Origin of the sequence: Chryseobacterium defluvii, assembly GCF_014204415.1 — a bacterium.
In the GTDB taxonomy this organism is placed as follows: Bacteria; Bacteroidota; Bacteroidia; order Flavobacteriales; family Weeksellaceae; genus Chryseobacterium; species Chryseobacterium defluvii_A.
Window position 1 is genome coordinate 337529 of record NZ_JACHLE010000002.1, and the last position, 14842, is coordinate 352370.

13 protein-coding genes are annotated in these 14842 nt (G+C 36.9%); 11 read left to right on the plus strand and 2 right to left on the minus strand.

The genetic code is table 11. The features are described from left to right. The first annotated feature begins 141 nt into the window (after positions 1-141). The 11 genes from HNP38_RS09950 to HNP38_RS10000 all read left to right on the plus strand — a co-directional run bounded on the left by HNP38_RS09950 (position 142) and on the right by HNP38_RS10000 (position 13478). Positions 142-312, plus strand: a complete 171-nt coding sequence (locus tag HNP38_RS09950) for a hypothetical protein (RefSeq protein WP_184188635.1) — start codon at positions 142-144, stop codon at positions 310-312. A gap of 296 nt (positions 313-608) precedes the next feature. Then, complete coding sequence (locus tag HNP38_RS09955; RefSeq protein ID WP_184188639.1) at positions 609-4277, plus strand: hypothetical protein; 3669 nt, start codon at positions 609-611, stop codon at positions 4275-4277. Positions 4278-4311: 34 nt separating this feature from the next. Beyond that, the gene (locus HNP38_RS09960) at positions 4312-5703 is read left to right on the plus strand and encodes a hypothetical protein (protein WP_184188642.1); all 1392 of its coding nucleotides are present in this window, start codon (positions 4312-4314) and stop codon (positions 5701-5703) included. 2 nt (positions 5704-5705) lie between these two features. Continuing rightward, entirely contained in the window at positions 5706-7274 is a 1569-nt protein-coding gene (locus tag HNP38_RS09965) for a hypothetical protein (RefSeq protein WP_184188645.1), read from the plus strand. Between the two features lie 116 nt (positions 7275-7390). After that, positions 7391-9655 carry a hypothetical protein gene (locus tag HNP38_RS09970; protein WP_184188647.1) on the plus strand — a complete coding sequence of 755 codons (2265 nt, stop codon included), beginning with the start codon at positions 7391-7393 and terminating at the stop codon, positions 9653-9655. 2 nt (positions 9656-9657) lie between these two features. Next, entirely contained in the window at positions 9658-9948 is a 291-nt protein-coding gene (locus HNP38_RS09975; protein WP_184188650.1) for a hypothetical protein, read from the plus strand. A 148-nt stretch (positions 9949-10096) separates the two neighbouring features. After that, entirely contained in the window at positions 10097-10726 is a 630-nt protein-coding gene (locus HNP38_RS09980) for a hypothetical protein (RefSeq protein ID WP_184188653.1), read from the plus strand. Between the two features lie 5 nt (positions 10727-10731). Then, entirely contained in the window at positions 10732-11139 is a 408-nt protein-coding gene (locus HNP38_RS09985) for a hypothetical protein (protein ID WP_184188656.1), read from the plus strand. A 298-nt stretch (positions 11140-11437) separates the two neighbouring features. Next, entirely contained in the window at positions 11438-12358 is a 921-nt protein-coding gene (locus HNP38_RS09990; protein ID WP_184188659.1) for a helix-turn-helix transcriptional regulator, read from the plus strand. 55 nt (positions 12359-12413) lie between these two features. Further along, positions 12414-13046 carry an energy transducer TonB gene (locus HNP38_RS09995; RefSeq protein ID WP_228461027.1) on the plus strand — a complete coding sequence of 211 codons (633 nt, stop codon included), beginning with the start codon at positions 12414-12416 and terminating at the stop codon, positions 13044-13046. After that, positions 13047-13478 carry a nucleoside deaminase gene (locus tag HNP38_RS10000; protein ID WP_184188662.1) on the plus strand — a complete coding sequence of 144 codons (432 nt, stop codon included), beginning with the start codon at positions 13047-13049 and terminating at the stop codon, positions 13476-13478. Here HNP38_RS10000 and HNP38_RS10005 read toward each other — a convergent pair. Continuing rightward, entirely contained in the window at positions 13475-14008 is a 534-nt protein-coding gene (locus HNP38_RS10005) for a GNAT family N-acetyltransferase (protein ID WP_184188665.1), read from the minus strand. The two genes, HNP38_RS10000 and HNP38_RS10005, sit on opposite strands and share 4 nt — an antisense overlap. Continuing rightward, entirely contained in the window at positions 14009-14767 is a 759-nt protein-coding gene (locus tag HNP38_RS10010) for a type III pantothenate kinase (RefSeq protein ID WP_184188668.1), read from the minus strand. Between the last annotated feature and the right edge of the window lie 75 nt (positions 14768-14842).

The window sequence follows — 14842 nt, forward strand, 5'->3', positions numbered from 1 at the left end:
CTCGCTTCTACATTTGAAGTAGAAATAAAAACACAGAAAACAATCATTTAAAACTTAAAAGAATTTTTGAATTCAACATTTATACATGCTGAACAGCCTGAAATATGTTCAAAATTAAATAAATCTTTAAACACAAAAAATATGGAAACACCTGATCACAACACAGATATACTTTTCGATGAAGATCTCTATACCATTGAATGGAGTGATATCGAAAATGCAGAGATAGATTATGAAAACTATCTTAATGAAATTGAAAACTTCTTCAGAGAAGATCTTGCAGATCGTCTTTCCGAAGAAGAGATCATGTAATATTTTTAAAAAGCCGGGTTCCGCCTTTCTATGAGTATTTGGAATATAAAAACACGGAAGAGCAACTATTAAAACTTACCAAAGCCTTCAAGGCCTTCATTCATAAAATGCCGGGCGGACGGAACCCTGCTTACTAACCTGTAAAAACACATCAAAAATGAAAATCCCGATCAAAAAGTAAGGTGGATATCCTTTGCCGGAGACCACCTAAAAAATACGGCAAAACCTGAAGATACTCTAATAAAAAGAGTCTTCAAAATTCTAACCTATTTATAAAATCAAATAAAATTACAGAAATGACCGATATTCAAAACGGAGCCGGAACTCCACCGGCAGAAAACACACCTACACAAACCTTATTCAGATTTGTAAGTTTAAGAAGCCCGCAATTATCTGATGAAAAAGATCAGAACAGGAGATTTATTTTTATTCCTCAGGAACTTAAGAATGATGATGGTTTCTATATTCCTGTTACAACAGGAACGGGTTCAAAAAGAAGGCTTCTCCAGGAACAGGCTGCAGCCTATGCGGCTTTACCGGAATGCATTTCAAAAGACAATCCGGCCAATAACCTGAATTCTTTTAAAAGTACCTATACCCTTGTTTATAATTTTGCTATCTGGCTAGCCCAAAACAAAAACACCTGTACTTATGAGGAATTTGTTAGTAAAAGAGATGCTGTACAGGCATCAGGTAATATCACGTATCCCGATACTGTCAACTTATGGAACAATCTAATTTACCAGGTAGTTACCCAAAAGGATTTTTACATCAAAGAAGCGATCATGCAGATGATTCTGGCCATACATGTACTTCAGAATCCTACCAGTCCCGAAGAAGGGGCGCAAGACTTATTGAATGCCAGAATAGTATTACCGAAAGAGCTTATGCTTGATGATGAAACCCTTCCAGCTTCATCTGCATCCAAAATGAGTGAGGAACCTCCCAAAGAAACATTCCCGACAGAAGGGATGAAAAAACAGCAGCAGGTTTCTTTAGCAAGAGTGATACTGAAAAGGTATGATGCCTTAAAGAAAAACCTTTCATCTGCAGAAAAACAATATAATAAAGAATATCAATCCGCTCTCGTGGTTCAGGAAGAAGCTTATCAGGCAGAAATTGCACCTGTTATTGCAGAATACAATGAAGCAGTAGCGGCCGCTAAGGACGAATATTGTGGAGTGAGGCCTTCTGATCAGGAATACGATCCGAAAGACCCGTGCAGACAACCCAAAGAAGTGCCTTACCCTGTACTTCCGAAATTTAATTTTGAGTTCCGTGAAGAAGTTTCCGGGGAATCTTTAACTACAGCATTAAAGCCTGATAATTTAGAGGCTGCGCTTGATCTTTTAGGATTTGAGTTTTATGAAGAATTTTCTCCGGAAAGGCCTACAGAGTCAGATATTATCCAAATCAACTCTTTATTGGAAGGCATCAATACCTTCTCAGAATTTACCGCTTTAATCAATGAATCAGTAGAAAAGCTGAATACGGCAATTGTAGAAAACACGGACAGTAATAACGAGGTTTACACCAGCATCGGAGGAATTATTCTTCCTGCTTCCAGAGAAAATTCTGAGCCCTATTCCTATCAGCTTTGTCCTCAAAAAACGGGTGGCAGATTCAATACATTTTCCCTGTCTATGACTGTTCCCGATAGTTCATGGGATGTAGCGGGAATAACTCTTATACACAAAGAGTATGGGGCCAATAATCAAATTGTGACCTCAACACATTCTTATTTTACCAAATCCAGAAGCGGGAATGTCATTTACTTATCTGATCTTCTGGCAAGTGCCTCTACAGCAGGATCAATGCTTCTTAACCTGAACCGTGATTTTGAGTTTGATATTACATTTACCAATGGGAAAACCACCCATTTTGTAATACCCGGAATTACTTTAGCGACATGCTTATCCGGATATTTTGAGCTGACAGGAACAAGTAACCCCGGCAATCCCGGCGAAACGATAGATGAAGAAGTGTTTATTCCTTCAGGTTTCGGTTTCAAACAAATCGGTATTGCAGATTATTTGAAAGTAGACCAAAGCACCCACGCTTATGTAGAAGGTGAGGTGGCCCACATCGAAAATATCATGGCCAGAGAGTACCGTGAAAAATCTACCAGGAAGCTGAGAAGAAGCGAAAATACAACTACAATTTCTTCTGACACCGAAAGAGAACAGCTTTCTGACACCACTACTGCCAACCGATTTGAAATGCAGACCGAGATCGCTAAAATGATCCAGGAAGCGACAGATGTAAATGCTTATGCAAACTTTAGTGCATCATTGGGAACAGCAGGTAAAAACACATATAATATTGGCTTGGGAGCCAATTATGCACATCATCAGTCCAAAGAGGAAAGTACCAGACAGGCTACTACGCAGGCTCAGGATGTTACCTCAAGAGCAATGGACAGAATTGTCAATAAAGTTCATGAAGAAAGGATTGAAAAGATCATCGAAGAATTTGAAGAAAACAACTCCCATGGTTTTGATAACAGAAAAGGAGACAAGCATGTCGTAGGTGTTTACAGATGGGTGGATAAACTGATGAAAAACCAGATCTACAACTATGGCAAACGCATGATGTTTGAGTTCATGGTTCCTGAACCTGCAAAGCTTCATACTTTGGGGATGATATCAGATAAGACTGCTGCTCAGAGCACTCTTGTAAAGCCTGAAGATCCGAGAGTCTCTACTGCATTTCCGATGAAAGACTATTCTTATCTGGTTACTGAAACAGTTCTAAAATACTGGCTTGCCAAATACAACGTCCAAGTTGAAGAAATGCTCCCGGAAATCATTGTTGTGGGTAAATCGCTTGATTATTCCTCCGCAGAATCCAAAACAGCATCTTCCAAATCTGATTCTGTAATGATCCCTGAAAATTATACCACAATTTCCTGCAGTGTAAAAAGCCATACTGCCTTTGCAGGGGGAAATAATGGTTTTGGGAATAATGCCCTGTTATTAGCAGGAGACCTGTCACTTACAGACGGTGAGAACGCATTGTCAGGTTTCGTTAAAGATGTGCCCATTACCATTGCAACAACTGATGCCCATTTCTTCCATGCTACCGTAAATATCAAATGTAAATTACAGAACGAGTATAGGAAAAAATGGCAGCAAGACACTTTTAATGCTATTATTGGAGCTTATGAAGAAGCCCTGGTGGAATATAATAACAAATTAGCAGAAGAGTTAGCTAAGGCAGGAACCATCAAAGACTCAAATCCTAATTTCTACAGACAAATTGAGAATACTGTACTTCGTAAAAACTGTATTTCCTATATGGCAGACAGAACAGCAGACGCTACACACGGATATGGATTGGCCGGTCTTACGACGGGAAGCACATTTAAGGATCATGAAACAGACCTTACAGCTAGGTTAGATAAGTACACGGCTTTTGTGAAGTTTATGGAACAGGCTTTTGAATGGGAAAACCTTTCTTATTACTTATATCCTTTTTACTGGGGGAACAAACAAAACTGGCTGGATCTTTATCAGGCAGAAAATACGGACCCTTTATTCCGAGCATTCTTACAAAGTGGTATGGCAAGAGTAATTGTAACCGTACGCCCGGGCTTTGAGAATGCCGTACAATTCTATCTGGCAACAGGCAAGATCTGGAACGGAGGCGAGGTTCCCGTAATTGGTGATGAGCTTTACCTTTCTATTGTGGATGAAATGCAAGAACCTAAAGGAATAAAACAGGGAAAAGCATGGTTAACAAGGCTTCCTACTATTCTAAATATTCTTCAGGCTGAAAGTATTGGGTTGAAAGTAGCACATGCTTTACCGTTTACTACTGAAGATCCGGATGATTTCGAGGTTCCTTCAGAAGTCATTACTGAAGATAAGTTCAATTTTGAAAAAACAGAGAGCCTTTTAGGAGTTCAGCCTGCCAATTCATCAGAACAGCTGATATCCGGAGATTGGGATCCCGCAGTGAATTAATAATTAAAATAATCAACAAAAAAATTAAATCAATATGTCCAATATAGGAAAAATTATACGGGTAAATGCATTGCCCCCTCAAGAAGAAAGGGAAACTAATGTACTTTACCAAGTAGCTGTACCCGGTACAGCTACTTATACAGACTATGCTATTGATAAGAACGGAGACGCAAGAACTCCAGTCGTTATACAAACCCCTGCCGTAAATGCTGCAACCATTGATAAGCCGGACTTAGGTTTGACCGGGAATGTAGATACCAAGCAACAGGTTGATGAGAAAATTGCAAAAGTTCAGGCAACAGCAATAAAAGGAAAAGCAAATCCTGCAAGCAATCCAACGCCATATAATGCTACAACCTATCCAAACGGATTGTATGAGAAATGGGAAGTCGATACTGCAGGTACATACACTAATTTTAAGGATGCATCTAATAATGCAATTGTAGTAACAGCAGATCATTTAAACGATAAACTGGTTACCATATCTGTATCCAATGGAATTTCAAAACTAGATTTAGTGACGCTTCCTTCAACGAAAATTGAAACATGGTCTGCCCAGTCTTATCCATCCGGAAAACAGGTCTTCCATAATCAGAAAATTTATGAATCAAATGCAGCTGCCACATCAGCTAATATTCCCGGACAGTCTTCAGTATGGATCGAAAAAGCCGGAAGTCCAGGCCTTGCAGTTTCTTATGACCCTGATGACAACCAAAGATCTCTTTCGGCAAAAATTCTTAATGATGCCTATTTTGGATGGGAAGAAAATGTTCCTGCAAACAATTTTTTAGAATCCAACCCCATAAATTGTATAAATGATATGCTAACGGGGGTATCTAGCAGATGTTATCCGATAATTTTTGGGGATTTAAGCACAACAAAATCTGTAAATCAATTACAAATTGAAATTAGTACGGCCGGAAATTTAAATATTGAGAAAATGTCTATTTCCGGCAATACAGTTACCCGGGTATTTAACTTTATACAGGCCGTAACTGTGGGTGATAATATTATTAATCTGCCTGATCAGATGAAAACATTTCTTCCTAATGAAGTTTTAGCATTAAGAATAAACAATGGTTCTCTTTTAGCAAGATTAAGAAAATTAAATGGCTCAACAGCCTCCGGCTATACCTGGTATTATCAGGATACTACTGCTACCTCATTTACAATGACTGGAACTGCTCAGACAGAAAAGCTCGGAGTTAAATTAATCGGAGCTGGAGGAATAATACTGCATCCCGGATTACTTCATGACACCAATATGAATAACCAGCCATTAAATACCTATGATTCTGTGGAATTCGCTGAAGTTAAGACTCCAGCCTTGTTTTTGACGGATATTCCTACAAATGTTAGTAATGCACAAGTGGGTCAGATCTGGCTAGATGTAGTTAATGGAGGTATTTTAAAAGTAAAATTATAATTATGGATATTTTTCATTTTGCAAATAACGAATTGAACGCCAGGGTTTGTAATTATCCGTATGGAAAGAAAGCAGCATTCGTTCAGAATTCAGACACTCACATGTATCCGAATGAATATTTAATGTTCATTATTGCTATGAAACATAATATCAGAATGACCACATTTATTAATCCATATGATCAGACAGTAACGGTGAGAGGATTAAAAGAAGGTATTTGTGATTATGATATTTATTTCCCCACAGATAGATGGAAAAATCCTGTTTCAGGAACAATAGAGATAATTCCTGATTATTATGGTACTGCATGGACATCTGCCGGAGCTTCGATTTTTGCAAATGCTCAAATTGGGCAGCCAAAGGCTACCCGGGCCCCTAATCACGGACAAGAGCTTTTCGATATTTCTAACGGATCATACGGCTACAATTTCTCAACCGGAATAGCAGGTACTACCAATCTGAGTGAATTTAAAGGTCTCACTGAATATTTAATTCAATGGTTTGAGGAACTTACCGGAAAAAAGCCTGTTTCCTTTTCATACAGAAACGGACAAAACGGAGGATCATTACTTTTCATGCCTTATTTTTTAGGAGGACGGAATTCTGATTTATTACAGACAAATCTGACTCAGGAATGGCAGGACGATTTCGGGCGGAACAATAATGGTATTTACCTGGGAAGTCCTCAACAGATTACATCAAGATCAAGTCGTATTAATCAGAGAAATTCAAGTCGTGTTAAAGATATGGCTTCAAACTTAGGCTTCGGAACATGGGCTGAGGTACTTGAATATGCAAAAGAAGAGATGGCAGAGGCTGTGAATACAGGTGGTGCCGTGAATGATTTTATTCATCGTAATCAGTACAGCAATGATACTACAGGAAGAATAAATTTTGATAATTATCTGAAGTCTATAGACGAATTGCCAAATTCCGGCGATATATGGCGGTGGTCCTATGGAGAAATGTTGCAGTACCTTTTTGTAAGGGAGATTGCGGATAAAATATCTGCAAAGGTACAGGATAACAAAATACTTATTGTTGCCAATAAAAAGGATAAATATAAATCTCTTTTTACATCCGGGATTCCGGAAGCACTAAATACAGAATGGTTTAAAAATGCTTTTCTTTCTGTTGAAATTGACTTAACAGGTACATTTCTGGAAGGTAAGAATATTAAAGCCACTCCCGGAACGGTCTACTCATTAGGGAATAATAAATATACCATACAGATTCCTTTCAGGAATTTGGCCTGGGGAGTATTTTGTGCCGAATTAACGGAAGCTGAATCGGCTGATTATATTGACCTATCCAGACCTGTCATTTCTAATATTGTAAGAAGTGGAAATACGATTTCTTTTGAGACCAACAAAGATTGTATTGCATGGCTTGCCTATTATGACACCACACTACACGCCTCTTTTGGAGGACTAACTGGGGTCAACTCTAATCCTGAATTTAAAAAGATTTGGTCTTTCGATATTTCGACGATAACAAATTATTCTAATAAGAAGTTTTTGATTGCCGTAGCAGATAAAGAAAAGCAGTCCAATGTAAGTAGTGAAATATAAAATCCTGGTTATTGGAAAACCAACAGGATAAGCTTTCATACTATATGAGAGTATATAATATTAATTAAGGCAGAGCCTGAAAACTCTGCCTTTTAATTCAATTTAAAAATCACAAAATGAGTTTAGAAATATTAAACAATCCTTTAATGGGAAGCTATACAGGTCCCCTTTCAGGAAATAATGATCAGAATCTTTCCGGCTCATCTTTTCCCGTCCTGAAACCACCTGCAGAGTTTAAACAGCTTACGGCAAAACAAATTGCCAATATGTATTATGACGGAAAACCTGTAGCAGAAGGAAACGGATACAAGATTTATTCGGACGACCCTAAGCTGGAAGGAGATATTGAAGAAGTGGTCATCTATAAAACCCGGTTCAGACAGGTTATTAATGGAATAGATGTCGTTCTTTTTGCAAGTAAAAGCGGGGCATTTCTGCTGCAGCGTTATCTGGAAGCACTCCCTGAAAGCAATCAGTTAATTCTTTTCTTAGAAATAGATGACCGCTATAATCACCATACCGTCATGCGTGCCGTGGCAGGTGCCAGCCTTACGCAGAAAAAAGATATGCCTTTTGCAGATATCCTTACTTTCACAAGAAAACATGAAGTGGCTGTAGAGCCTAAAGTGCTCAAAAACCTTATAGAAAAAGGAATCTATAGAAATAAAGTAAGCCTTATCAGCCAGTTCTTGGGATTAAAGGATGCCAGCATTGCAAAAATATTCGATTTTTTCAAACAGGAATTGCTGCAAGGAGCCGCCGATTTTTTTATGAAAGACCTTGCAGACAACATTTCGGAACTGAGAATTTTTGAAAACGGCTGGAATCCCCACCCTAAAGAAGGTGAGTATGATCCTGCTTTTATTCCGGAAATGCTTCACAGGGAGCTTAAAAAGTATTATGAGCACAGCTTTTCTAAAAACCCTTATGAAAACCTGGAAGGGCAGAAAAAGATCAATACAAAGATCGTCCAGACGTTGTTCAAAAGAATAAATGCTGCTAAAACCTATTTTAACAACCTGCTGAATACTGCAGAAAATTTTTTCCCGGCTTTTATTCATAAAAAATTGAAGCAGTCTTTAAACCTGTTTTTCCGCCAGATTGATACAATGGAAAAGTTTCTGGCAGACCCGCTTACCGGCCTGCAGCATATCATGTACAGGAGCCATCAGATCGCCAATGCCTTTCTTTGTGGCATTTACAACAGTTTTATAGATATTATTGCAGGAATTTTCTCCATCATCGGTTTCATTTTTAAAGCCGTAGCCGCGATGGATAAAATAAAAGACCGTAAAGTGGAATATGGGGAAATGTTTTTGGAGCTTATGGAAGACCTTACGGAAGGAATCATGAAGTTTGATTTTGCCGGCTTCTTTTACCAGTGCATTACATTCCAGATGAAAACAGCCGCCCGCCTGGTAAAATGGATCAACGAGGTGATGCCTGAATTTACACTGGAAAAAGCAGGCTATTACTATGGCTACATCATCGGGATTATTGTAGACATCATTGTGGAAACACTCCTTACAGGAGGTACCGCCGCTGTAGCAAGACTGGCAAAAACCGTGGAAAGCTTTATGCTGAAACCGCTGGAAAAGATCTCTAAAGCCATTACCAAAACCGCCGATTTCCTAACAAGAATTTTGGAATTTTTTCAAATGATCCTCCGTGAATTTAAAAAAGGAAGACAGGAAATTTTTTCTAAATTAGAGAAATTTTTAGATGAAGTTTTCGGGTTTGGAGGAAAAGTAAGTGATAATGCTTTGACACCTGCGGAGAAAAGATGGAAAGATAAGCAGAGGAAGATTCAGGAGAAACTGGAGAGGAAGAGAAAGGGCAAAAAAGCCGGAATGGCTGACAATCTTGATACTGGCATTAATGCTCAGATGACCGTAAAGGAGTTTGAAGAAGGATTAAAGAAACTTTCAAAAATAAAACCGGAAAAAGCGTTAGAACATTTAGATGAAGCTATGATTTATTTTAATCATCATATTGTTGATGGAAAAATTGTTCAAATTTCAGATAGAAATTGTGTAAATGTAGTACAAATGGTAGAAGATTTTTTAAGAACAGGCAAAATTTCGGTTGCAAAAGTTTCAAAAGCTCAAGAAGTTCCTATATTAATGGATAAATACGGAGGTCATTTTCTTACAGTAAAATTAGAAACAATTAATAATTCTAACTATTTTAAAATAGGAGAGAGAGGAATTTTGTTATGTGAAAGGGGGCCAAACGATTATGATCATGTTTTGAATGTTTTTATGACAAAAAAAGGCATAATGTATAAAGACGCTCAATCCTTCTCTCAGAAATTTGTTACTGAAGAATATTTCAAGAAAGAATACAAATCATATAAATTATTAAAAACTAAAAAAAATTAATTATGCTTTCAGAAAAAGAATTAATAAATATTGCTATTGATTATATAAAAACTTTTGAAAAAGAAATTGGAAGAGAACTTATAATTCCAAAAGAACTTATGATAAAAAAAAACTATGGGATATATTTCATATACCATTCAAAAATTTATTATGAAACAAAAGATTGGAAATATAAGCTTATAGGTAATGCCCCGTTTTTAGTTGAAAATAAAATGGGAAAAATAATAGAATTTGGAACATCTAGGAGTTTAGATCATTATATTCAGGAATATGAAGCGAGCAGGTACCCATAATAAATGGGTTTCACAAGAATATCATTAAAAATTAAACGAGACTGTCTCAAAAATAAGACAGTCTCTTTATTTTGATGAGATTCCTTTTCTAAATTAGAGAAATTTTAGATGGGGTTTCAGGTTTGGAGGAAAATTAGGTGATAATGCTTTGACACCTGCGGAGAAAAGATGGAAAGAAAAACAGCAGAGAATACAAAAAAAGATTGAAAATAAAAAGAATGGAAAACTTCCAAAGAAAATTGATAAAAAATATAAGGAATTTATTGATAAATGGAACGATCTTTCATTATTAAAATTATCTAAAAATGAAATTATAGAAGCTCTAAAAGGATTCACTAAACATGGTGATGAAGTTGCCGAACTTTTGAAGAATAATAAAATGAAATATGAATTTTTGGATGATGCAGATTTTGATGAGCTGTTAAGGGATTATGATTATAATAATGAATTGACTGACGAAATTATATTTAGAACCAGAGCGGCAACCTTAGATGGCAAAACTTTTTATCGTTCTTCAGCTTCTGTTGAACAATTTTTAACAGAAATTATTCATGAAGGCTCTCATGTTATTGATAATTTATTAAAAAAGAAATTTTTGAAAGAAGGCAAAACTCTGAAAGAAATTGAAAAAAGCATTGGAAATAATTGGGAACAAGAGATTAAAGCTTTCTCTCATGAAAGAGATTGGCAAATAAAAATAGGAATAGAGCCTGAGTATAAGTCTTTAAAGAATATAGAAAAGCATGTTAAAACTGAATATCCTAAATATTTAAAATAATTATTATGACTAATTTTAAGATAATATCTGAACTTATTGATTACAATAATAGTGAAATTCCTATTAATTTTTTAACCAAATCATTTGAAGCTCTCGGAGAAGAAAAGCTGACCATTCTTGTTAAAGATATATTGTTTTGGCAGAAAATAGTTTATACCTCTCCAACTATGGCCAATAAAGGAAAAGTTACAAATAAAAATTTTTATTTATTAGAGGATAATATGGTTATTAATGATTATAACGTTTTTTTTGAAACCTGTCCTGAACTAACTAATTTTTTTGTATTAAAAGACAATAAAATTATCCTAAGTCCTGATTTATCAATAAAAGAAATTAATAAAATGCAAGAAATAATTGATAAGGGGTATAAACTTTCATTGAAAATTAATATTGGAAAATCTAAAACTGAATAAAATTTAAGATCGTTAAACAATAATTACTTCTATTATATTTTAAGAGGCTGTTTTTAGACAGCCTCTATTTTCTAAGTAAATTAGAGAAATTTTTAGATGAAGTTTTCGGGTTTGAGGGAAAAGTAGGTCAAAGTCTCTATTAGCTGGTAAGTTTCTTTTCAACAATTTACAACACCTCCCAAAACTTATCCACAAAAATAAAACACGACATATTTTGTCGCATTAAGCCCCTATCTTTGTATAAGAAAATAACCATGAAACGCAGAGAAAAAGGCGTTCTATTCAACAAAATATACAAATGAAAAAAGATTTTTATCTCACAAGATATGCCTTGATTATTAAAAGGCTGGAAAGTTCTCCGGCTACCTATTCCCAATTGGAAGAGTATCTCTTAAATTCCTTTGAATTTCAGGACGCGGATATAAAAAGCTATTCCATCCGTACTTTGCAGAGAGATATCCGTGAGATCTCGGATCTTTTTAATCTTTCCATCCACAATAAAAAGAAGGGTGATAACCGCTATTATATTGAAAGCCGCCCGATCATGGAAGTGGATGAATACAATCAGAAATTACTGGAGTCTTTCCAGGTGAGTAATGCCATGAATCTTCATCCTGACTTTTCAGATTTTATATTTTTTGAGAGTCGGAAACCTACCGGAGTTGAGAATTTTTATGATCTTTTCTTTGCCATCCGCAATAAAAGGATGGTTGCCTTTGAACATTACAATTATAAAAACAAGCTTATGACCTCCCGTAAGGTCAATCCGCTGGCTTTGAAAGAATCTAAGGACCGATGGTACCTAATCGCCATCGATACAAAAGATAAGAAACTCAAATCTTTCGGGCTGGACAGGATCAATTACCTGGATGTCAGCAAAAATAAATTCAGGGAAAAGTATAGTTTTAATTTCAGGGAACATTTTAAGAATGCTTTCGGAGTGATGAATCTGGCGGAACAAAATCCTCAGAAAATTGTACTAAAATGCAGCCGGCATCAGGGAGAATATATTAAAAGTTTTCCCCTTCACCAGTCTCAAAAAGGAATTAAAGAAACACCTGAGGAGATCTATTTTGAGTTTTTTCTTCATCCTACTTATGACTTTATGCAGGAGATCCTTTCTTTTGGAAAGGAAGTGACAGTCATAGAACCGAAATGTTTAGTTGATGATATCCGCGCCCATTTACAGGAGTCGTTGAACCAATATCCGAAGGAGTAAAAGTATTGACCCGACTTTCGTTTTTTTTATTTACTTTTACATAAATATATCGACATTGAAACTTTTATTTCTTTCTCTGTTCTGCCTTTTCTCTTCTCTTTGCCCGGCCCAGCAGAAAGAGGAGTTCAAACTTGTAAAGAATTTTTATAATCAGCACCGGAGCATGCTCAGTAATGAGTTTAAGAAAAAATTTGATGCGGAAACCGATGTTTTTGTCAAAGATGCCATTAAAAAGGATTTTCTGTTTTTTATGAAAAAAATGGACAGTATTGAAAATGTGGCACTCATTGCAGCTTTATTAAAAGTAAAGAATCTTGAAGACCTCAGCAAATTAAAGAACAAAACCATAAAGCAGGAAAATCCTGGGGAAATTTCTTCCATTAAAAATGAGGCAATGGACTATCCGGATTATCCGGGCGGGATGGATATATTGAGACAGGAAATTGCCAAAACATTTTATTCCGAAGGAGTTAATTCTGAGATCAAAACCGTAAAAGCCAGTGTAAGTTTTATTGTTGAAAAAGACGGCAGCATTACAAATGTTCAGGCTTTGGGAGACAATTTCACTTTCAACAGGCAGGCAGAAATAGCTTTATATTCCATTCCGGAAAAGTTCTCTCCCGCAGTAATGAACGGAAACCCCATAAGGTATCATTTCAGACTTCCCTTAACCATGAATATTGAGTAAATGTTCACAGACGAATATTTTATGAAGATGGCTCTTCAGGAAGCAGAAGCCGCATTGGAAAAAGATGAGGTTCCCATAGGCTGTGTCGTAATTTCCAACGACCGTGTGATCGCCAGAGCGCATAACCTCACGGAAACCTTAAATGACGTCACCGCCCATGCCGAAATGCAGGCTATTACTTCCGCAGCTAACTTTTTAGGAGGTAAATATTTAAAAAATTGCACCCTATATGTTACTTTGGAGCCTTGTGTCATGTGTTCCGGGGCACTTTCCTGGGCACAGATCTCAAAAGTGGTAATAGGTGCCAGAGATGAGCAAAGAGGGTTTATCAACAAACATCTCACCCTTCATCCCAAAACTGAAATCGTTACCGGTGTTATGGAAAATGAATGTTCCTCCATCGTAAAAGAGTTTTTCAGATCAAAGCGTTAATCCCTATTCCTGAAGATGGAATACAAAGGGACATCAAAATATTCTTCGTTTTTCTTAATATGCTGCTTTAAAATGGCCTCCTTCTCCATTCCTATTTTCTGCATGATCCTTCCTGATGATGGATTATGGAGAAAATGTGTAGCATAAATTTTATTGAAGTTCAATACCTTAAAACCAAAATTAACGATTGCATTGGCAGCTTCGGTAACATATCCGTTATTCCAGAATGGTTTACCCATCCAATAGCCAAGCTCTGCTTTATCATCTCCCCTGTCATGAAGCCCTATCGCTCCTATAATGTTACCTTCCTTATTCCGGATCGCAAAGGTATATCCCGATCTCTTTTCAAAAGCTTCCTGAGAAATTCTCAACCAGAATTCAGCATCATCTTTCGTATAGGGATATGGAATATTGGAAGTAAGCTCAGAAAAAGCTTTCTCCTGAAGGTACTCTACAACAAAAGGGATATCGTCTTCTTTCAATTGAGAGAGGATCAGTCTTTCGGTTTCTATGAGCGGAAATTCTTTCATTTATAAGCCTTTTCCTAAGAAATAGAGGCCTTTCAAAGTATGAAGCCTGTCCATCACATGTATTTTCTCTGTAAGAGGTTTGTAAATATGAGAAACCCCGCCTGTGGCTACCACAAAACAGTCATCCTGAACCTCATCATTGATCCGGTCGATGAAACCTTCCACCATTCCCAGAAAGCCATACACCATCCCGCTCTGCATACAGGTTACGGTATCTAATCCCAGGACAGACTTCGGCTTTTTCAGTTCAATTTCCGGAAGCTGGGCGGTCTGGCTGATTAAAGAATTAAGAGATGTTACAATACCCGGAGCAATGATCACTCCCAATGTTTCACCGGTTTCAGCAACACAGCTTGCCGTAAGTGCCGTCCCGAAATCCAGAATGATCTTCTTCCTGTCCGGATATAAATTGTGGGCAGCCACAAGATTGGCATAGATATCCGTCCCCATTTGTTTGGACTTTGCCTGTACCCCGGATTGCGTATTTCGGTCTACGATCACGGGCAGGATGCCGTGAATCTTTTTTATGGCCGAGCTCATCACTTTGGTAAGTTGGGGAACCACAGATCCTATGATCACTTTACTGATCTGCTGAGGTTCCACTTTGTAGGTCTGATAGAGCATGAGCATCTGAACATACAGTTCATCCGCCGTTTTATAGGGTTTGGTATTGATCACCCATGAAATATCACAATTATCATCATCAAAAAGCCCGAATCTGACATTGCTGTTCCCTACGTTGATTACGATTGAATTCATTTATTTTTTTAAAGTTCCTTTTTTAGTTTAATTTATATGCTTGAAACAATTAGTCTCAGGGCACAGGTAAATGTT

What these genes read in the sequence shown, in the direction of transcription:
- HNP38_RS09970 (WP_184188647.1), top strand. Translation starts at nt 7,391, where the DNA reads ATGAGTTTAGAAATATTAAACAATCCTTTAATGGGAAGCTATACAGGT.
- HNP38_RS09975 (WP_184188650.1), top strand. Translation starts at nt 9,658, where the DNA reads ATGCTTTCAGAAAAAGAATTAATAAATATTGCTATTGATTATATAAAA.
- HNP38_RS09950 (WP_184188635.1), top strand. Translation starts at nt 142, where the DNA reads ATGGAAACACCTGATCACAACACAGATATACTTTTCGATGAAGATCTC.
- HNP38_RS10005 (WP_184188665.1), bottom strand. Translation starts at nt 14,008, where the DNA reads ATGAAAGAATTTCCGCTCATAGAAACCGAAAGACTGATCCTCTCTCAA.
- HNP38_RS10010 (WP_184188668.1), bottom strand. Translation starts at nt 14,767, where the DNA reads ATGAATTCAATCGTAATCAACGTAGGGAACAGCAATGTCAGATTCGGG.
- HNP38_RS10000 (WP_184188662.1), top strand. Translation starts at nt 13,047, where the DNA reads ATGTTCACAGACGAATATTTTATGAAGATGGCTCTTCAGGAAGCAGAA.
- HNP38_RS09955 (WP_184188639.1), top strand. Translation starts at nt 609, where the DNA reads ATGACCGATATTCAAAACGGAGCCGGAACTCCACCGGCAGAAAACACA.
- HNP38_RS09985 (WP_184188656.1), top strand. Translation starts at nt 10,732, where the DNA reads ATGACTAATTTTAAGATAATATCTGAACTTATTGATTACAATAATAGT.
- HNP38_RS09965 (WP_184188645.1), top strand. Translation starts at nt 5,706, where the DNA reads ATGGATATTTTTCATTTTGCAAATAACGAATTGAACGCCAGGGTTTGT.
- HNP38_RS09960 (WP_184188642.1), top strand. Translation starts at nt 4,312, where the DNA reads ATGTCCAATATAGGAAAAATTATACGGGTAAATGCATTGCCCCCTCAA.
- HNP38_RS09990 (WP_184188659.1), top strand. Translation starts at nt 11,438, where the DNA reads ATGAAAAAAGATTTTTATCTCACAAGATATGCCTTGATTATTAAAAGG.